A 24,973-nucleotide genomic window follows, 5' to 3' on the forward strand; every position below is an offset into this window, starting at 1 on the left:
TATTATAATTCATCCTTTTTATCTCTAGACATCAACTCATAAACTCCGTATTTGGGATCCATGTCCTCAAATAATACTTTATATAATGTATCAGTTATAGGCATAGAAACATCTAATTTGTTTTTTAGTTTATAAAAAGCTCTGCAAGCCTTAACTCCTTCAACTACCATACCTATCTCTTTATATGCCTCTTCTAATTTATAACCTTTTCCTATCAATATACCCGCTTTTCTATTTCTACTATGCATACTAGTACATGTTACGATTAAATCACCAATACCAGTTAGTCCTGAAAAAGTTTCCTGTTTAGCTCCTAGTTGTAGCCCTATTCTTATTATTTCACTCATTCCCCTTGTCATAAGTGCAGCCTTAGTATTATCTCCATATCCTATGCCATCTGAGATTCCAGCTGCTAAAGCTATTATGTTTTTTACAGCTCCTCCTATTTCTATTCCTATTATGTCATCATTAGTGTACACCCTAAATTTACTAGTCATAAATAGATCTTGTATTTTTTTAGCATACTCCATTTTTTTAGATGTTACCACAACAGTGGTTGGTATATCTAACGCTACTTCTTCTGCATGACTTGGGCCTGATAAAACTACAATCGGATTTTTAGGAATTTCTTCTTCAATAACCTGAGAAAGTCTTTTAAAAGAATTTTCCTCTATACCTTTAGATATATTTACTATAATTGTATTATCATTTATAAAGCTTTTAACCTTCTTACTCATTTCTCTTACTGCATGAGAAGGAACTGATAGAACAACAATTTCACTGTCACTTATAGCTTTATCTAATTCAGAAAAAGCAGTAACATTAGAAGGAATAACTATATTAGGCAAATATTTTATATTTTCTCTTTTTATATTAATATCATCAACTACTCTTTGATCTCTTGCCCATATATTAATGTTATATCCTTTTTTAGCTAACATAATGCTTAATGCTGTACCAAAGCTTCCTCCACCTAAAAAAGTAACATTAGCCAATTCTATTCCTTCCTTTCTCTAAATTCTGTTTTAATACCTGTTCCACTAAAATCAAAGTTTTCTCTTAATTGATTTTCTAGATACCTTTGGTATGAAAAATGTAATAACTGCGGATTATTAACGAAAAATACAAATGTAGGCGGCTTTATTCCTACTTGTGTTACATAATAGATTTTTAATCTATTCCCACCTACTACTGGAGGTTCTTGCATCATAACTGCCTTACTTATTACATCGTTTAGCACACCTGTTTTTATTCGTTTTGAATAGTTTTCGTAACATTCTTTTGCCATACCCAATACTTTATGTACTCTTTGGCCTGTCTTTGCTGATATAAATAAAAATGGGGCATATGATAAAAATGTTAAGTTTTGACTTAAATTGTTTTTGTATACGTTCATAGTTTTATCGTCTTTTTCGATTAAGTCCCACTTATTTACTATAACCATTATAGCTTTATTAATTTCATGTGCATATCCTATAATTTTTTCATCTTGCTCCGCTACTCCTTGCTCTGCATCTACCATTAAAATACATACATCCGCATTCTCTATAGCTGCTAATGTTCTTATTGCACTATATCTTTCAATTTGTTCTTTAATTTTGCTTTTTCTCCTTAATCCAGCTGTATCTATTAAAGCAAATTTTCCAAGTTCATTTTCTAGATAACTGTCTACAGCATCTCTTGTAGTTCCTGGTATATTGCTTACTATATGTTTTTCTTCTCCTAAAATTTTATTTATAAGTGAAGACTTTCCTACATTTGGTCTTCCAACAATAGCTATTTTAATATATTCCTCTTCTTCCCCATCATATTCCTCTTTTGGAAACTTTGAAACAATTTCATCTAACATATCTCCAAGACCTAGACCTTGTGATGCTGATATAGATATAGGTTCACCAATTCCTAAATTATAAAATTCATAAATATTATCATCATAATTTCTGTTGTCTATTTTATTCACTACTAATACCACAGACTTTTGTGCTTTTCTTAGCATCTGAGCTACTTCATTATCTGCATCATTTAATCCCTGCTTACCATCAACCACAAAAACTACAACGTCTGCCATATCAATGGCAATCTGAGCTTGCCTTCTCATCTGAGACACAATAATATCTTCACTTTCTGGCTCTATACCACCCGTATCAATTATAGTAAATTTATTATCTAACCACTCAGCCTCCGCATATATTCTATCTCTAGTAACACCTGGTTTGTCATCTACAATCGCTATTCTTTTACCAGCTAGCTTATTAAATAAAGTGGACTTACCCACATTAGGTCTTCCAACTATTGCAACCAACGGTTTAGCCATTTATTATTCCTCCCTGCTATATTTATTTATAGTGTCAATTAAATCTTCCCCACTATAATCACAAATTAAAATTTTTCTATTTAATTTCTCCTCAAGATCACCTACTGTAACATCATCAAGCATAATTAACTCACTATGTTCCCCTAATTCATACCCTTTTTTAAACATATTATCTGACATTATAATATACTCTTGGATATTATCCCTAGATAATTGATCCAATATATCTGTCCCTGTTAAAAGCCCTGCTACTGTAATAGTGTCTCCAAAGAAATTATTTATTATCTTTTTTACATCAATTGTTATGTTATTATTTTTATTCATTATAATCTTAGCCGCACTTAATATTTCATCATAAGCTAATGCACCTGTAACAATTGTAAATCTACCTTTTACATTCATTTTTAAATTGTCAAGATTATCTTTTATATTTTCTCTAAATAACCTTACAACTCCTACTCCATCCTCTAGTTGCTCAAATTCATTATAAAAATCGCTTTCAGGAATACCTTTCCCAGCTAATAGGTAAAATTCATCAGATAATCTTATAAAAGGCTGTCCTATCTCTTTCATATATCTTTCTTGTAAACTATGAATTCTATCTATTTCAGAAAAAGCACTTTCTTTATCAAAAAGCTTTAGTTTTGCAAGACTATTTTTATCTCTAAATTTAGTAATACCTAATGGAACAGCAGCAACATTATTAACATATGGATATAGTTTATACAAATCTTCTGCAGTTTTTGTAAGCTCTTCTCCATCATTGTATCCAGGACAAACTACAATCTGACAATTTATATTAATCTCTGCGTCAGCTAGCTTTTTTAATCTATCATAAATATTTCCTGCAAATCTATTATTCATCATTTTACATCTAAGTTCAGGATTAGTAGTATGAACTGATACGTTAATAGGGCTAATTCTATACTTTATTATTCTGTCTATGTCATCATCACTCATATTAGTCATGGTAATGAAATTCCCCTGTAAAAATGATAACCTAGAATCATCATCTTTAAAATATAGAGTATTCCTCATCCCACTTGGGAGTTGGTCAATAAAACAAAATATACACTTATTATGGCAACTCATAGGTCTATCCATCATAGGGTCCCTAAATTCAATTCCAATATCCTCACCATATTCTTTTTCTATTTCTATTTCCCATATCTCATTTTCTAACTTTTCAACTTCTAAAACTACATACTCATCTACTATCAAAAATTTATAATCTATAATATCTTTTACCTGAGAACCATTAATGCTAATTAGCTTATCTCCAATCTCAATTCCTACTTCTTCTGCAATGCTCCCTGGTAATACTTTTGAAATTTCATTAAGCATTTCTACCTCCATAAATATTTTCCATATGCTAGTTCATTAGATTATCTTATCATTAACAGGATTGTTACGTCAAGATTTGACAAGCTAATTGCTTGCCATAACTAATTAACAGTAAATAAAAGCAGCCAAATTTGGCTGCTTTGAAAATTAAATTTTCTGCATATATTTCTATTTATTCATTTAAATCTATCTGATCACCTGTAACAATATATATAGTCCATTCACATATATTTGTTACATGATCAGCTATTCTCTCTAAAAACTTACACACAAACAAAAATTGTGTTGCTTGTTCAATCTTACTACTATCTCTAGTCATTATAGATAACATTTCACTAAAGACTTCTTTGTATAATTTATCAATTATATCATCTCGTTTTGATATTTCATATGCTCTGTCTAAGTCTCTTTCCACATAAGCATCTAGAGCATCTTTTATCATGCCGCTAACTATATCCCCCATTTTAGGAATATCTACTAATTGTTTTATATATACTTGATCTTTTAATCGCCTTGTAACTTTAGCAATATCCACAGCATGGTCAGCCATTCTCTCAAGATCTGTCACTATGTTAATACATGTAAATATAAATCTTAAATCAGTAGCTATTGGTTGCTGCATAGCAATTAACTTTATACTTTTAGTTTCTATTTCTCTCATTAAGTCATCTACTATATCATCGTTTTTAATTACTTCCTCTGCTAATTCTACATTTTGCTCTGCTAATGACTTAATACATAAGTGGATTTGTTTTTCAACTACGCTTCCCATTCTTAGCAGATCATTGTGTAATTCATTAAGTTCCATCTCAAATACTTTTCTTGCAGCCATATCTTCACCTCATCATATTTTTAAGCTTTTAACTTTTATTAATATTATCAACCGAATCTTCCAGTAATATAATCTTCAGTCCTTTTATCTTTAGGCTTATAGAAAATATCCTCGGTTTTCCCGGCTTCCACTATTATCCCATTATAGAAGAATGCTGTATTGTCAGATATTCTTCCTGCCTGTTGCATATTATGAGTAACAATTACGACAGTATAATCCCTTTTTAGCTCATCCATAAGTTCTTCAATCTTCAATGTGGATATAGGATCTAATGCAGATGTTGGTTCATCCATTAAAATAACTTCTGGCTCTACTGCAAGTGTTCTAGCTATGCAAAGTCTTTGTTGTTGACCACCTGAAAGACCTAAAGCACTTTTTTTAAGTCTATCTTTTACTTCATCCCAAAGCACTGCTCCTTTTAAGCTTTTTTCTACTATATCATCTAATTTGCTTTTACTTTTTATACCATGTATTCTAGGTCCATAAGCTATATTGTCATATATACTCATTGGAAATGGATTAGGACTTTGAAAAACCATTCCCACTTTTTTTCTAAGTTCAATCACATCATAATTTTCATTTAATATATTATTGCCTTCATAAATAATTTCGCCATCTATTTTTACAGATTCTATTAAATCATTCATTCTATTTAAACATCTTAGAAAAGTAGATTTCCCACAACCTGATGGTCCTATAAATGCAGTTACTGCATTTTTTTGTATCTCTAAATTTACATCATTTAAAGCTTGCTTATTCCCATAAAATAAGTTTAAATTTTTTACTTGAATTATGTTCATATGTTTTCCCCCTTATTTAGTTCCTGCATATTTTTCGTATATCTTTTTACCTATCAATCTTGCTATAACGTTAAACAGAAGTACCATTATAATTAAAACTGCCGATGCTCCATTGGCTATCTTACTAGCATCTGGAACAACTCCTTCTGAATTTAACTGCCATATATAAACAGCTAAAGTTTCTGCAGGTCTAAATATGTTAAATGCGGAACCATCGGTAATTTGTACATTTGGTGCACTCATACCTGCTGTATATAATAACGCCGCAGCTTCTCCAAATATCCTTCCTGCAGCTAAAATTATTCCAGTAAGAATTTGTGGAATCGCTGAAGGCAAAATAACCTTTCTAATAGTTTGCCACTGTGTTGCGCCTAATCCCAAACTAGCTTCTTTTACTTTTTTTGATGCTGTAATTATAGCACTTTCACTTACTCTTGTCATTGCTGGAAGGTTTAAAATAGTTATAGCCAAAGCTCCTGCAATTATTGAATATCCCCAACCTGTTAAGTTTACGAATACTAAGAGGCCAAAAAGTCCTACAACTATAGAAGGAAGTGATGCCATAGTTTCAATACATAAACGTATAATATTTAGAATTTTACCTTCTTTCGCATATTCAGCTAAATATATACCTGCACCTACTCCGATTGGAACAGTTATAATTAATGATATCACAAGCATGTAAAAGGAGTTAAATAAATGTAGTCCTATTCCTCCACCAGCTTCATTGCTAGGTTTTCCAAATAAGAAGTTAGGATCTAACCAATGCCTTCCATGATAAAGTATATATCCAATTAAACTTACTAGAAGCACTACTACAAATGCAGAAATTATATAAAGTATTATGGTTGCTAACTTATCTTTTTGTTTGGCATTCATTATTCCTCACCTCTTTTTCCAATAGCTCTTATAATTAATATAAAGATAAATGAAACTATTAAAAGTAAAAATGATAAAGCCCATAAAGCATTATTCCATGCTGTTCCAAATATAGTATTAGCCATATCCATTGTTATAACACTCGTTAGGGTAGATGTAGTATCATAAAATCCTTTAGGTATCTTTATTGAATTTCCTATAACCATTTGAACTGCTAATGCTTCTCCGAAAGCTCTTGCTATTCCTAAGACAATTCCTGTTAAAATTCCAGTTTTAGCAGATGGAATTATAACTTTAATTATAGTCTGCCATCTAGTAGCTCCTAATCCATATGAAGCCTCAACATACTGTCGCGGTATAGTTTTTATAGCATCAGATGCAATACTTGTAATTGTTGGCAGTATCATTATACTCAACACAAGAATACCTGCTATTAAGCTAAATCCAACGCCACCAAAAACCCCTTTTAATGCTGGAATTAAAACTGTTATTCCTATCCACCCATATACTACTGAAGGTATACCTACAAATAATTCCATAGCCGGTTGTAGGACTTTACCTCCTAATTTAGGAGATATTAAATTCATAAAAACTGCTAATGCTATGCTTATAGGTGCACTAATAATAACAGCCCCAATAGAAACTAAGGTTGATCCCATTAAAAATATAAGAGATCCAAACTGAGGAACCTCAGCATCTGGTTTCCATTCTGTGCTAAATAAAAATTTTGTTAATGAATAACCATCCTTTGTAAAAACAGATATTCCTTTAGAAGCAACAAAACCAATTATAGCTAAAGTTAAAATTACAATCAAATAACCACAAATCATTGAAAATGTTCTTCCTATATATTCATTTTTTATTTTCTGTAATCTATTTTTTTTATCCATATTACCTACTCCAACCCTTAGATTTTTTAAACAAACTAAGACCAGTTGTGTATGTATACAACCAGCCTTAGCTACCCTTTGGATATCTATTTTGCTTTTAATTCATCAATTGATATATATCCTTGACTCTTGATTATTGGTTTAACTTCATCAGAAACCATATAATCTATAAATGCCTTTGTTAGGCCAGTAGGTTCTCCTTTTGTATACATATGTTCATAAGACCAGAAAGGATATTTGCCTGTAGATATATTTTCATACTTAGGCTCAACTTCATTAATTTTTAACAATTTCATTCCTTGTTTTGCTTCTTCCTTTACAAAATATGATAAAGCTAAGTAAGATATAGATCCTTTTGTTGCCTCAATTGATTTTTGAACTGCTCCACTTGAATCTTGAGTTGTTCCTAAACCATCTGCCTCGTTTTTTCCGTCCATTATAGTACTAATAAATGTCGCTCTTGTACCTGATGATTTTCCTCTGTTTATAACTTCTATCTTAAGGTCGTCTCCTCCAACTTGCTTCCAGTTAGTTATTTTTCCTGTAAATATATCTTGAATTTGTTGTTTTGTTAATGAGTCTACTTTTACGTCTTTGCTTACTACCATAGCAAAACCTATTCCACATACTTTATAGTCTTTTAATTCATCTAAAACTTTTTTATCTTTTATTTTGTCTTCTGCTAGTACATCTGAATTACCAATTTGAACTGCACCAGAAGCCACTTGTGAAAGTCCAGTTCCACTACCTCCACCTTGTATATTTATTTGAGCCTTAGTGTTTTTTTCCATAAACTTATTTGCAGCAGCCTTTGCCAATGGCTCAAGTGCTGTTGATCCTGCAGCTGTTATAGATCCACTTACTGTATCAGTTTTTGCATCTTTTGATGATCCATCATTTTTATCGGTTTTATTGCCACATCCAGCAAAAATCCCCCCAGCAAGTGTAATTACTAAAGCTGCAACTATCATTTTTAATGATTTTTTTCTCATTTAAAAACCCTCCATTCAAGTTTTTAACCTTATTTTCTTTAACTACTACAATTTATATATTACAGTAGCAAAGTTAATCTAATATTATACTAATGTTAATTAAAATTAACATTAGTATAATATTTCTCTATTATTTTTTCCTATTATACAAATTAGTATGTGCATATTCCTCAATAATACAAAGCTAGTTTATATAAATCTAAAGCCTAATAGTTATATAAAAAAAATAGATAGTTATAAGACTATCTATTTTAACGGAATTTTAACTATGAATTTTGTTCCTTTACCTATTTCACTTTCTACAAGTATACTTCCCTTGAAGCTCAATACTATATGTTTTACTATAGCAAGACCTAATCCTGTACCACCTCTTGCTCTAGACCTAGCTTTATCCACTCTATAAAATCTTTCAAATAATCTTGGTATATGTTCTTTTGGTATACCTACTCCAGTATCTTCAACCCAAATAATGCATTCAGAATCTTCTACTTTAGTACCTATATATACAGAGTCACCTTCTTCAGAATACTTTATTGCATTATCAATAAGGTTAATTAACATCTGTTTAAACTTATCTTTATCACCGTGTATTATAGAGGTTTTATAAGTTAATTTCTGAAGTTTAATATTCTTTTTATCTGCTGTATTTTTCATAAGGTTATATACATCCTCAATGGAGGAGGCAACATCTATTGGTTCGTTAATCTTGAAATCTTTATGCTGCTCAATATCTGATAAAATTAAAATATCACTAATCAGCCTTGTTAACCTGTCTGTTTCATCATCGATTATGGATAAAAATTTATCTCTAGTCTCCTGATCGTCAACATATCTTAGTGTTTCGGCAAATCCCTTTATAGAAGTTAAAGGGGTCTTTAACTCATGAGATACATTAGCAACAAACTGACTTCTCATGTTTTCTAGTTTTCTTATATCAGTAATATCTTGAACCACAGCCACTGTTCCTATATGTTCACTATCGCTTATAACATCAGCTGTTTTTACCTTTAGAGATCTTCTCTCTGGCCAAAGTATATTTATCTCTTTGTTTTCTTCGTTGTTCTTAAATATTTCCTCTAATTCATAATCTCTAATAGAATCCATTAAGTTTTGCCCAATTATATCTTTTTTAATTCCAAATATCTTTTGAGCATATGGGTTTATCATAATTACTCTATATTTTTTATCTACAGCAATAACTCCACTATCCATACTTTTAAGTATTGCTTCTAATTTATTTTGTTTCTCTATAGAATCTTTTAAAGTATACTGTAACCTATCAGCCATATGATTAAAGGTCTTTGCTAACTGCCCTATCTCATCTTGAGAATTAATAATAACTCTTCTATCTAATTCACCCTTTGCAATTCGTGAAGTTATAAACTCCAAATCTTTAATAGGTTTTACTATTACATAGGATAATTTTGATGAAAAGAAAACTGAGATAAAAAAAACCATAATTAAAACTACTAAATAATAATTTAGGTATTTACCTTCAAACCCAGTAACAACTTCCATAGGCATAGAGCTTCTTACTATATATCCGTCATTAAATTTTGTAGCATAATATACCATTGTTTTTTTAAGCGAACTACTGTACCTTGTGCTATAACCATTACCATATTTCCTTGCTTCAATTATCTCTTTTCTATCATTATGATTATCCATACCATTAGGCATTGCGTCAGAATCCTTTATTACAAAGCCATTTTTATCTATTAAGGTTACTCTAAAATTAGATTTATTGAAACTTTTAAAGTATAAATCAGTATTAGAAATAATATTACCAGTTAATAATTTTATCGCCAATTCATTATTTTCTTTAAGCATTTTTTTTGTACTTTCTTCATGCTGGTAATTAACTATAGTCATATATAGTGCAGTTACTAGAGCTAAACTTAAAATTATTGTACTTAAAATCGAAAACATTAGCTTCTTTTTCATATTCATATTATTCACCCGAATTAAATCTATATCCTATTCCTCTTATAGTTTCAATAAATTTAGGATTTTTATCGTCATCTTCTATCTTCTTTCTTAAGTGTCTTATATGAACATCTACAGTTCTGGTTTCGCCAATGTACTCATATCCCCACACTTTGTCTAATAGAAAATCTCTTGTCATAACTCTTCCTTTATTTTTTATAAGCACTTCTACAAGTTCAAATTCCTTTAATGTTAAATCTATTTTTTCATCATTTTTTAAAATCTCATGTTTTTCAAAATCTATAGCTATGTTACCAAATTTATATACCTTTTCAATGCTTTGTGGTTTTGTTCTTCTTAAAACCGCCTTGGTCCTTGCAATTAATTCTCTTACAGAAAATGGTTTTGTCATATAATCATCTGCACCAAGTTCCAATCCTAAAATTTTATCTAGTTCTTCGCTTTTAGCAGTTATCATTATTATTGGTGTATTAGAAATATTATTATCTTTTCTTATTTCTTTGCATACATCATATCCATCCATGCCAGGAAGCATAACATCAAGGAGTATTAACTGAGGTAGCTCTTTTTTTGCTAATTTTAATGCCTCTACACCATCTTCAGCACAAATAGCTCTATACCCATTTTTCTCTAAATTAAATTTAATTAGCTCTCTTATATGATCTTCATCATCAACAATCAAAATTTTTTCTTCTGCCATCTTTTAACCTCCAAACATATTATTTAACAAATATAAAAGAAAACATTCTTCCATCTTTCTCTGTAGATTTTCTATAGGAGTATAAATTATTTTCTTTATTACAAAATGTACATATATCCAAAGTGTGAATCTGACTTAATTCTAATCCTAAATGTTGCAGTTGTTTTATTATACACTTTTGCATACTTAAATTCACTCCAGTTGATATATTTGAGTTTTTATAAATCTCTTGCTCTAAGAACTTGTCAATTAATTCTTTTCCCACTTCATAACAGCATTCCATATTGTGTGGTCCTATATATACAGAAACATCTTCTATTTTAGTTTTATAAACTTCTGCCATTTTATGTATAGCTTTTGCAATTATACATTTAAAAGTTCCTTTCCATCCACTATGAACAGCTCCTATAGCTCCATTCTTTTTATCATAAATTAGTATAGGAACGCAATCTGCTGTAAATACTCCTATACCTACTCCCTTTTTATTGGTTAAAATTGCATCTCCCTCATGGATAATTCCATCATATAAATGTACACTATCACTATGAATTTGATTTAAATATCCTATTTCTCTTAGATTAAACCACATTTTTAAATTGTTTAAATTGTTAACTCCTTCAGTAATATTTTTATTAAAATTAAGTCCCCCTTCGGATGTAGAAAAATATATTTCTGCTTCCCCTTCTACAATTTTTAAAAACTTATATTTATTTTCAATAGTGAAATTAACATAATCCATAAAAAAATCTCCTCATCACTTAGTTATATTTTAACATTAAATCTGACTTACTATAAAGAAACTCATATTAATTTACTTTCTTAACTCTATTTTAACATAACAAAAAAGCCCTACTATATTATTAGGGCATTATTAATGAATTTTTTTATTTGACATTAAATTTTTTATTTCTTCAATAAATGTATTAATATCTTTGAATTGTCTATATACGGATGCAAATCTAACATATGAGACTTCATCAATCTTTTTTAATCTTTCCATAATCATTTCACCAATCACTTCTGATTTTACTTCAGTTAACATATCATTACTCATCTTTTTTTCAATTTCATCTGCTATAGCATCAATTTGTAATCTTGAAACTGGTCTCTTTTGACAAGCTTTAAGAAGTCCATTAATTATTTTTGACTTATCAAAATATTCCCTATTTGAATCTTTTTTTATAACAAGTATAGGTATGTCCTCAATTTTCTCATATGTAGTGTATCTTTTATTACATTTTAGACATTCTCTTCTTCTTCTAATTGCCTTGTGGTCCTCTGTTGACCTTGAGTCAACAACTTTACTTTCTTCAAAGCCACAATATGGACACTTCAAAATACCACGCCCTTTTTCTTATAGTTTTTCATTTTACATTATACTATTTTTTTGTGTACATTACTACTACTTATTGTCAAATGTTATGTTATCTAAATCTACCAAAATGACATCCACTCCAATTTTCGTTATTTTATCCCAAGCTATCTCGATATTATTATTTTTAGAAAACCATGAATTCTTCTCCCTTGGTATAATAAGAGATAGTATTTTATACTCCTCACAATCAACTAATAAGTCCCTTATGTATCCCAGTTTTGAACCGGTATTAATATCTATTACCTCCATTAACTTTAAATTGTTTATAGAATAAAGTGCCATAAAATCATCTCCTAACATTTTTATTACATTATATGTATGTACCTATATATAATATTAATATTAAAATGAAAAAGAGCCCTTAGGCTCTTTATACATACTTTCTCATATGTTTTAAAGCTGTTTTTTCAAGTCTTGAAACTTGTGCTTGTGATATTCCTATTTCATCTGCTACCTCCATTTGAGTACGCCCTTGAAAAAACCTCATATTTAAAATTAACTTTTCCCTATCATTTAATTTTTTCATAGCTTCTTTTATTGATATGTTTTCAATCCAACTATCATCAATACTTTTACTATCACTTATTTGATCCATTACATAAAGAGCATCTCCTCCATCATGATATATAGGCTCAAATAATGATACAGGGTCTTGAATTGCGTCTAGTGCGAATACAACATCCTCTCTTGGTATATCTAACTCTTTAGCTATTTGAGATACCGTTGGCTCCTTATTTTCTTTATTTATAAGTTTATCTCTTACCTGTAACGCTTTATATGCTATATCTCTTAATGATCTACTTACTCTTATTGAATTATTGTCTCTTAAGTATCTTCTTATCTCACCTATAATCATTGGAACTGCATAAGTAGAGAACTTTACGTTCTGGCTTAAATCAAAGTTATCAATAGCTTTTATAAGCCCTATGCATCCTACTTGAAATAGATCATCAACATTTTCTCCTCTATTATTAAACCTCTGTATTACACTAAGGACAAGTCTTAGATTTCCTCTTATAAATTTCTCTCTCGAATCATTGTCACCATCCTTCATTTTTAATAATAGTTCTTTCATTTCTTTTTCTTTCAATATAGGTAATTTCGCTGTATTTACCCCGCATATTTCCACTTTATTTATCATCATAGTAATCAGCTCCCTCAGAGTAGTCACATTTTAAGTATCTCCTCAGGAGTGTCCATTTATACTACGGACAATCTATACCATTTTGTTAATTTCTTTTTTTAATCTTCTAATAATTCTTTTTTCCAACCTAGATATATATGACTGTGAAATTCCTAATATATCAGCAACTTGCTTTTGTGTCTTTTCACCTTTTCCAGTTAACCCAAATCTTAATTTAATGATTTCCTTTTCCCTATCACTTAACTTTTTCATTGCAATAAATAAAAGTTGTTTATCTACTTCATCTTCAATTAAATTATATACCATATCATTTTCTGTTCCTAAAATATCAGACAATAATAATTTATTTCCATCCCAATCAGTATTTAGTGGTTCATAAAAAGAAATCTCTGCCTTAACTTTATTATTTCTTCTTAAATACATTAATATTTCATTTTCAATACATCTTGAAGCATAAGTAGCTAATTTTATTTTTTTTTCAGGATCAAAGGTATTTACAGCTTTTATTAATCCAATTGTACCAACAGATATTAGATCTTCTACAGGAACTCCTGAGTTTTCAAATTTTCTAGCTATATATACAACTAATCTTAAATTTCTTTCAATAAGTATTGTTCTAACACTATCATCACCAGCCATTATCTTTGATACTAAATCTTCCTCCTCTTCCTTTGAAAGCGGAGGAGGTAAAGCATCATTTCCACCAATAAAATAAACTCTTTTAAAAAAAATTTTAAATTTTGATAATATCCTATTTAGCAATACACCTAACTTTAGCAAAAACAACACCTCTCCTCATAGAATTCCCCTAGACAGTAGCGCATTATATTCATTTAAACTACTTAATTGATTTTCACAAAATGCAACTATAACTTGTCTTTCATAACTTTTATTATTATCATATACTTTAATATATTTGGGTTTAAATCCTTCCATTTTACTACTAAAACCATTAACTACTTTATAAGGAATTAGATATATACTCTCTTTTGAAAAATCTATATTTGAAAGCATATCCTTTTCAATTATCATAACTGGCAAGTTTGTAGCAGGTTCTCTTAGCTCATTACCAGTATCAAAAAAAGCTTTTACTTTTTTTACTCCACTATCCATAACTATCTCAACATCATATATAAATCTAGTTAACTCATTTCTATCTCTTATGTAAGCAATTAGTCTATGTATGATTACATATATAATCATTACTGATGAAAGAAGAACTTTATATGAAATCTTATTAAATGTAAAGTCTATGTTAGTACTACTATTAAGTTCAATAAATATACATAATCCAGCTAATAGCATGGAATATAATACAAATACTATTGTTGCTTTCACAATAAAAATAAAATTATTTTTCTTAAATACAATTAGTACCATAGCTGTAGCAACTATAATCTTTAATGTTATATTGAAAAGGTACCTAGAATTGCTATACACAGCAAGTACTGCATATACTGTTCCAATTAATGCTGATATACATATAAAATTTAATTTTGGCTTTATCCTTAAAGTTTGTGCAGTTATATACAATAAAAATAAATTGACTATAAAATTTTGTATTATAAGGACATCTAAATATATTATCAACTCCCTTCCCCCTTCAAACATATTATATAACTATTGTTTTCAAAATTTTGTCATTTCTTAAAATAAATTTCCATTTTTATCCTTCAGCTTATAACACTATATTCCAAGATATGTTTTTTTGCACAAAAAAAGATGCCTCTAAGGCATCCTTCTTATTTTAAATAAATTATTTATTATATCTTCTTAAAAAAGCTGGTACTTCTAAATTCGTTTGGTCATATTCCCTTGTAGCTGCTGTCTCCTCAAATGTAACTTTTTCTCTTTCCTTATGAAATATCTCTTCATTTTCTTGTTTTGGTGTAGATATTATTGTAGAATTTTTACAATCAGCAGCCTTCTCTTCAAATCCTGTAGCTATTACAGTTATTCTAATTTCGTCTTTTAAACTTTCATCTATTACAGCACCGAAAATTATATTAGCATCTGGATCTGCAGCTTCTTGTACAATTTCTGCAGCTTCATTTATTTCAAGTAATCCTAAATCTGGTCCTCCTGTTACATTTAATAACACTCCAGTAGCTCCCACAATAGAAGTTTCAAGAAGCGGACTAGATATTGCTTGTTTTGCAGCATCCTGAGCTCTATTATCTCCTTGCCCTCTGCCTACTCCCATGTGAGCTAATCCTTTATCTAACATTATAGTTCTTACATCAGCAAAGTCTAAATTTACTAAACCTGGAATAGTAATTAAATCTGAAATACCTTGTACACCTTGTTTTAAAACATCATCGGCAAATTTAAAAGCTTCTACTAAAGAAGTCTTTTTATCAACCATAGCTAACAATCTTTCGTTTGGTATAGTAACTAATGTATCTACTGTATCCTTTAGATTCTTTATTCCCATCTCAGCATGAAGCATTCTCTTTCTGCCTTCAAAAGGAAATGGTTTTGTTACAACTCCTACAGTTAATATGCCCATAGATTTTGCAATTTCAGCTACTACAGGTGCAGCACCAGTTCCAGTTCCTCCTCCCATTCCTGCGGTAATAAAGACCATATCCGCTCCTTTTATTGCTTGTGAAATTTCGTCTTTACTTTCTTCTGCAGCTTTTCTTCCTATGTCAGGATTTGCACCTGCCCCTAATCCCTTGGTTAATTTGTCTCCAATTTGTATCTTTTGAGAAGCTTGAGAAACAGCAAGAGCTTGCTTATCAGTATTAATACCTATAAACTCTACATTTTTTAATCCTTCTTTAATCATTCTGTTAACGGCATTGTTTCCACCGCCACCACAACCAATTACCTTTATCTGAGCAAATTGTTGAACATCAACATCGAAATCTAGCACAATAATACCTCCTTGCTAAAAAAACTCTGTGAAAAATTCTTTTATTTTTGATATAAAGCCTTCTTCATTTTCTTCAGTTTCTTTATTTCTTCTTTTATTCTTTTTACTACTCTTCAAATTTTGATTGCTGCTTGTACTTTTGTGGAACTCGTCCATATTTTTATCTATCTTCAACGAGTTTATTACATCCTTAATAGTACCTACAACAGTTGCATATACTGGACTTATGGCTCCAGTATATTGCGGTGAACCTATTTTAACTGATTTGCCTAAAATTTTATATGCAAATCCATTGATTCCCTTAAATAGTGCTAATCCACCTCCAATTATAATTACACCAGAAATTTCATCATAGCATCTACTTTGTCTAAGTTTTTCTCTTACATAATATAATATTTCTTCTGACCTAGCCTCTATTATTTCCCTTAAATAAGAGAGTTCTATTTCTACAGATTTATCATATCCAGCATTAACCTTAATTTTTAAATTACTTTCTAAACTTGAATTATCCAAATCTCCATATTTTATTTTTAGCTTTTCAGCTTCTACAAACGGTATTTTTAGACATATTGCAATATCATTTGTAATATTGTCTCCTCCTAATGGTACCATATCAGTATAGCAAAGATTTCCGCTTTTATAAATAGAAATATCTGTTGTCTGTGACCCTACATCTATAAATGCAACTCCCATGTCTAATTCTTCTTTCTTTGAAACAGACTTTGAAATTGCTTGTTGTTGAAGTACTTCTCCTACAATGTTTAGCCCTGCTCTATTGATACTTTTTCTTAAATTGTTTATAACTGTACTTTGAGCAATAACTACTTGAGCATCAACCTCAAGACGCATACCACTCATACCAATAGGCTCAATTATATGATCATATCCATCAATTATGTATTGTTGAGGTACAACTCCTATAATTTCTTTATCTGAAGAAACTGGAATAAGTCTAGCCGCCTCAATAACTCTAATTACATCACTTTCTTTTATTTCTTTATCGTCAGATGATACAGCTACAATTCCTTTATTCCATATAAGTTCACTAACTCCTGCAGGTAAAGTTATATAAACATTGTTAATTGCTGAATCTACCATTCTCTCTAGATTATTAATACATTCCCTAATTGATTGAGAGGTACTATCTATATCTACAACTACAGATTTTTTAAGTCCTTTACACTTTACAGCGCTAATTCCAATTATTCGAATTTCTCCGCTACTATCTACCTTTCCAACAGCACCATATACGTTCGATGATCCAATATCTAGTCCCACTATATAATCGTGCATCTGGTTTCCCTCCCTTACAGAGTGCCTTTACCTATTATATTCAACAAAAATAGCTTTTTCCCTTTAAGTTTTAATATTTTTTTATATGTAGTATAAAATTTATTTACAAAACAAACAATTAAATGCATATTATTCAACTTATTTCCAAATATGCTTTTAATATATTCACAACTATTTTAGCATAAATATCTTATTTATACTATATTTTTTATGTAATGGATTAATATTTATCAATCGGTTATATAAAGTATTGTTATAGTCCTATCATTCTTTTTAGCATATCTCTATCCATAGAGTAAGTTAATGCACTCTCATAGGATATTAAACCAGTTTTGTATAGTTCTACAAGACTCATATCCATGGTTTTCATTCCATACTTATTCCCAGTTTGGATAGATGATTGGATTTGATGGGTTTTTCCTTCTCTTATTAAATTTTGTATTGCTGAATTAATTATCATTATCTCAAAGGCCCCCACTCTGCCTTTTCCATCAGCCCTAGGTATAAGTTGCTGAGATACGATCCCTTGTAAGACTGCAGCTAATTGTATTTTTATTTGCTGTTGTTGATAAGGAGGAAAAACATCAATTATTCTATCAATTGTTTTAGCAGCACCAATTGTGTGTAAAGTAGATAGAACCAAATGTCCAGTTTCAGCAGCGGTAATAGCCGTGGAAATTGTCTCCAGATCTCTCATTTCCCCTACTAGAATAACATCTGGATCTTCTCTTAAAGCAGCTCTTAATGCCGCTTTATATGATAGCGTATCTCTTCCAATCTCTCTTTGATTAATAATTGACTTATTATGTCTATGTAAAAATTCAACTGGATCCTCTAATGTAATTATATGGGCTGCTCTTGAAGTATTTATTTCATTTATCATAGCTGCAAGAGTACTACTTTTTCCACTTCCAGTTGGACCCGTTACAAGAACAAGACCTCTTTGCTTTTGAGTTAGTTCTTTTACCACTGGAGGCAATTTCAACTCACTCAAGGTTGGGACTTTTAGCCCAACTGTCCTAATAGCAACTGCATGACTTCCTCTTTGTTTATAAGCATTTACTCTAAATCTTCCAATGCCAGCAATAGACATAGACGTATCTATTTCTCCATTCCTATCATATTCATCATACAAGTTTCCCAATAGTTCCTTAACATATTTTTCCGTATCAGTTGTTGTAAGTTTATATCTTTCTACTTTAACCAGTTCTCCATTGACTCTCAGGATTGGTGCCATTCCTACAGTTAAATGTAAGTCAGAGGCATTTTCACTGATTGCTTTCTCTAATAATTCACTTAAAGTCATTAAATTTTCCTCCTATGAACAGTCTTTACTTTCCTGCCATTAATCTAATACTAACTATTTTTATTTATAATATACTTTATTTTTCGTAATTATTTATCAAACTTTAATAGTTAAACAGGTAATTTATTTTATATTTTATAAAATAAATTAAAAGTTGGCACTTAATGCCAACTTAATTTTAATATTTTACTTTTTATTATTGTTAAATTCTTTATACATTTTCTTTAGAGCTCTTTTTTCTATTCTAGATACGTAAGATCTAGATATCTCCAATAAAGCTGCTATTTCTCTTTGAGTCCTAGGCTTTCCATCTGTTAAACCGTATCTCATTTTTATAATTATTTTTTCTCTATCTGTTAGGCATTTATTTATTTTATCATAAAGTTTCTTAATTTGTATTCTATTTTCAACCACCTCAATAACAGAATCTTCCTCACTACTCAATACGTCCATTAAAGAAATTTCATTTCCTTCCTTATCTACCCCTATAGGATCTTGAAGATATACTTCACTTTTAATTTTTTTTGTATTTCTGATAAGCATTAATATTTCATTTTCAATACATCTAGCAGCATAAGTAGCCAATCTAGTCCCTTTTGAAGTATCAAAAGAGTCAATAGCTTTAATAAGCCCAACAGTACCTATAGAAATTAAATCGTCAACATCCTTATGAGGATAAGAATATTTCTTTACTATATGCGCAACAAGTCTAAGATTCCTTTCTATAAGAATGCCTTTCGCTAATACATCCCCTTCTTTTAACTTTTTTAAGTAATATTTCTCTTCCTTCTCATCTAGTGGTTGAGGAAATGATGTTCCATTGCTTACATAAGCAGTTAAAAATGTCATGCTATCAATCATATTAAATAGATAATTCATTAGAAACACAGGGATATCCTCCTAACAGTGCTTATTACTATAATATGATTAAAGCCTAAAAATTTGCATGTACACCTAAAATTTATTTAAATAATCATAAACTCCTTCTACAATTTCTTTGAATATAGGTGCAGCTATACCAGCTGCATTAGTTTTTTTCCCAATATTTTGTGCAAATACAACCATAGAATAATATTTATTTTCAACCTTAAAAAAACCTGTAAACCAACCGTCATAATATTCTAATGTCTTTTTTTCTTTACTATCTTTGTCTATGACATCTTCCACCCTTGCTGAGGTTCCTGTTTTACCACCAATTTCAATATTATCAATATATGCAACTTTACCAGTACCCTCCTTATTACTTACAACCTGTATCATTTGGCTTTTAAGAATGTTAGCTGTACTTTCATTTAATATTCTCTTCTTTTCAGTATTTAACTTTTCTATAACATTATTATTGCCATCAACATATGCATCGATAATATACGGTTTCACATATATTCCTCTATTTGCCACAGTGTTAGGTATACCTATAGCTTCAATAGGTGTTATTCTGCTCTTTTGACCTATGTATGCCTGAAGACTATCCCCGCTATTATCTTTTACTTGTTTAATATCAAGTTCTAGATTTCCACTTTCTTCAGCATCAAAATCTAAAACCTTTTTATAAAGACCATGCTTTTCTGCAACACTGTTCACATTTTTTATTCCTACGTCCTCTCCTATTTGAACGAATATATTATTAGAGGATTTTATAAAAGCTTCTTTAGCGTTCTTACTTTTTCTATCTTCGTGTTCTTCAAATAAACCGCCATAATTTTTATGTTTATATAAATGATTCAAAGATATAGCTCCTGTTTCTATACCTGCTTCTTCAACTATTGTTTTGAATATAGACCCTGCAAAAAAGCCTTTATTTGTGCTTGCTCCTATATTTACATTAGGTTTGCTATCATCCTTTTGTACCATAGCTCTTATTTTTCCGCTATCAGCTTCCATCAAGATAACACCAATTTGATCATACTGATTATATTGACTTCTATTTAATACTTCTTTTATACTGAGCTGTAAATTTTTATCTAATGTAAGTCTAACATTTACATTATCTTTTGGGGATGTATTAAATTCATTAGTAATATTTCCATTTACATCCTTGCTGAATATATGGTAAATATATTGATTATTTTTAGTTTTTTCTGCAATTTTCATTTCTATAGAGTTATCAGATTTCCTTTGTAACTTTTCTGCTCCATTTTTATAAACATTAGTAATTAAATTTTCAACGTTCCACCAGGCATTTTCTCTATCTATTATGGAATATTTATATACATAAAATCCATTCACACCCTTTATCTTTTTTAACTTATTATAAACTTCTTCATCAATTACCCATTTTATTTTTGAACTTTTATTATCTATAATTTCTTTATCAATATCGTACTTGCTATTATATCCTTTTAAAATAATTTTTAAAGCTTCTAAATCATCTTTTTTAGTGTAGTGATTATTTATTGAATAAGTATATGGGTCTATAACTACATAATATATCTCTAAATAATTTAGTAAATCACGCCCTTTATTATCTAAAAGTAAATAATTTAATTCCGATGTTTTTTCTTTATATTGATACTGATTTTCAGTCATAAGAGCAAGATCATCTGACTTAAAATATTTATAATTAACTATTCTTACAATTAATGCTATAAACACTAATAACAACGCTAAAAAAATTATATAACACCTTTTTTTACCTAAGTTACTTATCATAAAAAACACTCCTTCTAAGCTAAATTCTAGCCTAAACAGGAGTGTTTTATTCCAAAAATGTAATTATTTACTTTCAAGTAAAACTTGTTTAACTTTTGATACCATTATATCAATTGCTACTTTATTTTGACCACCTTCTGGTATTATTATATCTGCATATTTTTTAGTGGGCTCAATAAACTGTGTATGCATAGGCTTTACAACCTCTAAGTATTGTATTATAACAGATTCGATGGTTCTTCCTCTTTCATTTATATCTCTCAATATCCTTCTAATAATTCTTACGTCATCATCAGTGTCTACATATATTTTAATATCTAATAAATTCCTTAATTCTAAATCCTGAAGTACCATTATGCCTTCAACTATAACAATGTCTCTTGGATCTACCTTTACAGTTTCATCTTTTCTATTGTGTTCTTTAAAATCATATATAGGCTTGTATATACTTTCTCCATTTAAAAGTTTCTTAAGATGTTCAACTAATAATTGAGTATCGAAAGCGTTCGGATGGTCATAATTAGTTTTTATTCTCTCTTCAAATGTTAAAGAACTCTGATCTTTATAATAAGAATCTTGTTCAATCATAGCTATGCAATCTTCGCTAAAACTTTTGTATATTTCATTTGCAACAGTGCTTTTGCCTGAACCAGTTCCACCTGTAATTCCTATTAATATCGGTCTTCTCATATCTAATTCTCCCTAGCTTTAATAAGTATATCTTTTTCTTGTAATTCAATATCTGTAGTAGAAGTAAAAATCATTTCAGCATTACGCGCTGCATCAATTTTTTCACCATTTTTATCTCTCATATCTTTTAATTTTACTTCAAAGCTATCTCCTTCAGATCTTAAAACTTCAACTGTATCCTCATTAAAAACTCTATTTTTCTGCTGTATAGTAGCAGTTTTTTTGTATTTATCATAATCTTTAACTATGCCTACTATATCATAGTCTCTAATATATGAAGATGAATCATATATTTGTTTATTTGGTTCTCCAAAATAAAAACCAGTGCAATATTGTCTATGGCTAGGTTTCATTAAATATTCTATCCATTTCGGATTTATTTTGTATCCTTGAGGATTAGATATATAAGAGTCTACAGCTTCCCTATATGCCTTTACTATAGATGCTACATAGAAAGTACTTTTCATTCTTCCCTCTATTTTAAAAGAGTCTATTCCTGCTTCCATAAGTTCGGGTATATGTTCTATCATACATAAATCTTTTGAATTTAAAATATAAGTTCCGTTTTCATCTTCAACTACTGGGAAATACTCTCCTGGTCTTTTTTCTTCAACTAAATTATATTTGTATCTGCAAGGTTGAGAACAAGCTCCTCTGTTAGAATCTCTGCCAGTCATATAATTTGAAAGTAAACATCTTCCAGAGTAAGCCATACACATAGAACCATGTACAAATGCCTCTAGCTGGCAAGTGCTAGAAAGTTTAGATCTTAAACCTTTTATCTCTTCTAAAGAAAGCTCTCTTGCTAAAACAATTCTTTTTACACCATTTTTATGCCAAAATTCTGCCGCCTTATAATTAACGTTATTTGCCTGTGTACTTAAATGTAATTCTAAATCTGGTACTACTTCTCTTGCTGTCATTATAATGCCAGGATCTGATACTATTATAGCATCTACACCTAGTTCATTTAATTCCTTTAAGTAATCTTCAAGTCCAATTAAATCTTCATTATGTGGGAATACATTTATTGTAACATATACTTTTTTATTTCTATTATGTGCATAACTAATGCCTTTTTTCAAATCTTCAGTATCAAAATTATCCGCTAATGCTCTTAGATTTAGTTTGCTTCCACCCAAATATACAGCGTCTGCTCCAAAATCTATAGCCGTTATTAATTTTTCTACATTTCCAGCAGGTGCCAGTATTTCTGGTTTAATCATCAGTATCCCTCCTTGTTGTAATGGCAATACCATCTCCCATAGGTATTACAGAAGTTATAAGATTTTTATCATTGGAAACCATCTCTAAATAACTCCTCATCCTTTTCACTATTGTAATTTTTCTTCTCTGGACTAACTCATTAGAAGCCACCATTCCCCTAAACAAAACATTATCCGCAATTATTATACCTTGCTTTTTTAAGAGTTTCAAACAATATGGAAGAAAATCATTATAATGACCTTTCCCTGCATCCATAAAAATCAAATCATATTCACCTGAAATTGTAGGGAGTACCTCTAAACAATCTCCTTCTACTACTGTTATTTTATCCTCAAACCCAGATTTAATTATATTTTGCTTAGCTATATCTATCATGTTTTTATCTCTTTCTATGGTAGTTATATGGCATTGACCTTTAGAAGCTAATTCCATGAGGATGGCTGAATACCCTATTGCTGTACCCAATTCTAATATTTTCTTAGGTTTTTGAATTGTAACCATACATTTCAAATAATTTGCAACTTCTTTTTGTACTATAGGCACATGTTCTCTATCGGCAAAATCTTCTAAATCTTTTAAAATTCCGACTTCATCACATATTAAATTTCTTATATAATCTACTATATAGTCTTGCGCTATTCCGCTCATTAAAACTCCTCCAAACTTTGAAAATAGCTTTCCTTTAAAGAAAATATAGTTATTTTACTCTATTCTTATATTTTTCTTTAGCTTTTAAAAAGTCCTTATAGTTATTAGTAAAGTAATGCTTTTTATTGTCTTCTAAAACATAAAAAACGTAATCTGTTTTAAGAGGATTTAATGCTGCTGCTATTGAAGGTTTTCCTGGACTACAGATTGGTCCTGGCGGTAATCCTTTTATAATATAAGTATTATATGGAGACTTAACTTTAAGATCTTCATATGTAACTCTATTTTTATGCTTTCCAATAGCATATAAAACAGAAGCATCCATTTGGAGCATCATATTTTTATTTAATCTATTATAGAGAACTGATGCTATTTTAGGTCTATCCTCATCAATTCTAGCTTCTTTTTCTATAAGAGAAGCTGCTGTTATAAGTTCATGAATATTATCTATGTCTTTTTTATTTATATCTTTTAATACATTTTCAAATTGTTTTAACATTCTAGTTATTATCTCTTCACCTTTAGTTCCTTTTTTAAATTCATAGGTGTCTGGAAATAAATATCCTTCTAATGCATACTTTAACTTATTACTAACTTTAACATAACTCGGAACTTTATATTTTTTGCAACTTTCTAAAAATTCTTCTTTTGTAATTATGCCTTTTGCATCTAACAATGCTGCTATTTGCTCAATTTCATATCCTTCTGGAATAGTAACTTGAACATAGCTTCCATCTTTAGTCCCCTTGTTTAACATATCTACGAAACCTCTAATTGTTTGACTATTATCTACATAGTATTCACCAGGTCTAATGTTTGTATTAAGATTATTTTTCTTTATATAAATTTTAAATAGGAATTCATTTTTAATCAAACCTTTTTTCTTTAAACTATTTACAACATTAAATAAAGAATCCCCTTCATCTACTAAAATTGGTGTTTCACCAATTTTAGTAGAAAAAGGGTGTTTAATATCTTGCAATATTTTAAATCCTAATAAAGCTAATATGATAACAGGTATAATTAGAGCAAGCATTTTTTTCTTTCTCATAGATTCACCCTCAT

Annotated in this window: 25 protein-coding genes; all 25 read right to left on the reverse strand. The window is 29.8% G+C overall.

Translation table 11 applies throughout. From position 1 onward, the window contains the following. Positions 1 to 2: 2 nt before the first annotated feature. Positions 3 to 941, reverse strand: coding sequence for an NAD(P)H-dependent glycerol-3-phosphate dehydrogenase (locus ACWW38_RS00950; RefSeq protein ID WP_456260384.1), 939 nt, complete (start codon positions 939 to 941; stop codon positions 3 to 5). A 56-nt stretch (positions 942 to 997) separates the two neighbouring features. Beyond that, positions 998 to 2,314, reverse strand: a complete 1,317-nt coding sequence (der, locus tag ACWW38_RS00955; RefSeq protein WP_456258965.1) for a ribosome biogenesis GTPase Der — start codon at positions 2,312 to 2,314, stop codon at positions 998 to 1,000. Between the two features lie 3 nt (positions 2,315 to 2,317). Further along, a complete protein-coding gene (locus tag ACWW38_RS00960) occupies positions 2,318 to 3,658 on the reverse strand; it encodes a DUF512 domain-containing protein (protein ID WP_456258966.1) in 1,341 nt (446 codons plus the stop codon). Between the two features lie 172 nt (positions 3,659 to 3,830). Then, positions 3,831 to 4,490, reverse strand: coding sequence for a phosphate signaling complex protein PhoU (gene phoU, locus ACWW38_RS00965; protein ID WP_456258967.1), 660 nt, complete (start codon positions 4,488 to 4,490; stop codon positions 3,831 to 3,833). 47 nt (positions 4,491 to 4,537) lie between these two features. After that, positions 4,538 to 5,290, reverse strand: coding sequence for a phosphate ABC transporter ATP-binding protein PstB (gene pstB, locus ACWW38_RS00970; RefSeq protein ID WP_456258968.1), 753 nt, complete (start codon positions 5,288 to 5,290; stop codon positions 4,538 to 4,540). A gap of 12 nt (positions 5,291 to 5,302) precedes the next feature. Continuing rightward, on the reverse strand, positions 5,303 to 6,169 hold the full coding sequence (pstA, locus tag ACWW38_RS00975) for a phosphate ABC transporter permease PstA (RefSeq protein WP_456258969.1): 867 nt from the start codon (positions 6,167 to 6,169) through the stop codon (positions 5,303 to 5,305). Then, positions 6,169 to 7,059 (reverse strand): phosphate ABC transporter permease subunit PstC, encoded by an 891-nt coding sequence (gene pstC, locus ACWW38_RS00980; RefSeq protein ID WP_456258970.1) that lies wholly within the window; start codon positions 7,057 to 7,059, stop codon positions 6,169 to 6,171. The genes pstA and pstC overlap by 1 nt, the downstream gene beginning before the upstream one ends. 86 nt (positions 7,060 to 7,145) lie before the next feature. Further along, positions 7,146 to 8,051 (reverse strand): phosphate ABC transporter substrate-binding protein, encoded by a 906-nt coding sequence (locus ACWW38_RS00985; RefSeq protein ID WP_456258971.1) that lies wholly within the window; start codon positions 8,049 to 8,051, stop codon positions 7,146 to 7,148. A 246-nt stretch (positions 8,052 to 8,297) separates the two neighbouring features. Further along, positions 8,298 to 9,995, reverse strand: a complete 1,698-nt coding sequence (pnpS, locus tag ACWW38_RS00990) for a two-component system histidine kinase PnpS (RefSeq protein ID WP_456260385.1) — start codon at positions 9,993 to 9,995, stop codon at positions 8,298 to 8,300. A gap of 7 nt (positions 9,996 to 10,002) precedes the next feature. Beyond that, positions 10,003 to 10,698 (reverse strand): response regulator transcription factor, encoded by a 696-nt coding sequence (locus ACWW38_RS00995; protein ID WP_456258972.1) that lies wholly within the window; start codon positions 10,696 to 10,698, stop codon positions 10,003 to 10,005. 19 nt (positions 10,699 to 10,717) lie between these two features. After that, on the reverse strand, positions 10,718 to 11,437 hold the full coding sequence (gene pgeF, locus ACWW38_RS01000; protein ID WP_456258973.1) for a peptidoglycan editing factor PgeF: 720 nt from the start codon (positions 11,435 to 11,437) through the stop codon (positions 10,718 to 10,720). 132 nt (positions 11,438 to 11,569) lie between these two features. After that, entirely contained in the window at positions 11,570 to 12,034 is a 465-nt protein-coding gene (nrdR, locus tag ACWW38_RS01005) for a transcriptional regulator NrdR (RefSeq protein ID WP_456258974.1), read from the reverse strand. A gap of 66 nt (positions 12,035 to 12,100) precedes the next feature. After that, complete coding sequence (locus ACWW38_RS01010) at positions 12,101 to 12,355, reverse strand: YlmC/YmxH family sporulation protein (RefSeq protein ID WP_456258975.1); 255 nt, start codon at positions 12,353 to 12,355, stop codon at positions 12,101 to 12,103. Positions 12,356 to 12,443: 88 nt separating this feature from the next. Then, positions 12,444 to 13,217, reverse strand: coding sequence for an RNA polymerase sporulation sigma factor SigG (sigG, locus tag ACWW38_RS01015; protein WP_456258976.1), 774 nt, complete (start codon positions 13,215 to 13,217; stop codon positions 12,444 to 12,446). A gap of 72 nt (positions 13,218 to 13,289) precedes the next feature. After that, positions 13,290 to 13,997, reverse strand: coding sequence for an RNA polymerase sporulation sigma factor SigE (gene sigE / locus ACWW38_RS01020; protein ID WP_456258977.1), 708 nt, complete (start codon positions 13,995 to 13,997; stop codon positions 13,290 to 13,292). Between the two features lie 15 nt (positions 13,998 to 14,012). After that, positions 14,013 to 14,807 (reverse strand): sigma-E processing peptidase SpoIIGA, encoded by a 795-nt coding sequence (gene spoIIGA / locus ACWW38_RS01025; RefSeq protein ID WP_456258978.1) that lies wholly within the window; start codon positions 14,805 to 14,807, stop codon positions 14,013 to 14,015. A 166-nt stretch (positions 14,808 to 14,973) separates the two neighbouring features. Continuing rightward, positions 14,974 to 16,095, reverse strand: a complete 1,122-nt coding sequence (ftsZ, locus tag ACWW38_RS01030) for a cell division protein FtsZ (protein WP_456258979.1) — start codon at positions 16,093 to 16,095, stop codon at positions 14,974 to 14,976. A 15-nt stretch (positions 16,096 to 16,110) separates the two neighbouring features. Further along, entirely contained in the window at positions 16,111 to 17,388 is a 1,278-nt protein-coding gene (ftsA, locus tag ACWW38_RS01035) for a cell division protein FtsA (RefSeq protein WP_456258980.1), read from the reverse strand. A 253-nt stretch (positions 17,389 to 17,641) separates the two neighbouring features. Next, positions 17,642 to 18,694 carry a type IV pilus twitching motility protein PilT gene (locus tag ACWW38_RS01040; protein WP_456258981.1) on the reverse strand — a complete coding sequence of 351 codons (1,053 nt, stop codon included), beginning with the start codon at positions 18,692 to 18,694 and terminating at the stop codon, positions 17,642 to 17,644. A gap of 186 nt (positions 18,695 to 18,880) precedes the next feature. After that, complete coding sequence (gene sigK / locus ACWW38_RS01045) at positions 18,881 to 19,582, reverse strand: RNA polymerase sporulation sigma factor SigK (protein WP_456258982.1); 702 nt, start codon at positions 19,580 to 19,582, stop codon at positions 18,881 to 18,883. A gap of 66 nt (positions 19,583 to 19,648) precedes the next feature. Next, entirely contained in the window at positions 19,649 to 21,343 is a 1,695-nt protein-coding gene (locus tag ACWW38_RS01050; protein ID WP_456258983.1) for a penicillin-binding transpeptidase domain-containing protein, read from the reverse strand. A gap of 63 nt (positions 21,344 to 21,406) precedes the next feature. Beyond that, positions 21,407 to 22,033: a uridine kinase gene (gene udk / locus ACWW38_RS01055; protein WP_456258984.1), complete on the reverse strand. Its 627-nt coding sequence runs from the start codon at positions 22,031 to 22,033 to the stop codon at positions 21,407 to 21,409. Positions 22,034 to 22,035: 2 nt separating this feature from the next. Next, the gene (locus ACWW38_RS01060) at positions 22,036 to 23,259 is read right to left on the reverse strand and encodes a peptidase U32 family protein (protein WP_456258985.1); all 1,224 of its coding nucleotides are present in this window, start codon (positions 23,257 to 23,259) and stop codon (positions 22,036 to 22,038) included. Next, a complete protein-coding gene (locus tag ACWW38_RS01065; protein WP_456258986.1) occupies positions 23,252 to 23,908 on the reverse strand; it encodes an O-methyltransferase in 657 nt (218 codons plus the stop codon). The genes ACWW38_RS01060 and ACWW38_RS01065 overlap by 8 nt, the downstream gene beginning before the upstream one ends. Positions 23,909 to 23,957: 49 nt before the next feature. Further along, positions 23,958 to 24,959, reverse strand: a complete 1,002-nt coding sequence (mltG, locus tag ACWW38_RS01070; protein ID WP_456258987.1) for an endolytic transglycosylase MltG — start codon at positions 24,957 to 24,959, stop codon at positions 23,958 to 23,960. Positions 24,960 to 24,973: the final 14 nt, after the last annotated feature.

The sequence above is a fragment of the Clostridium sp. JNZ J1-5 genome, assembly GCF_053901425.1.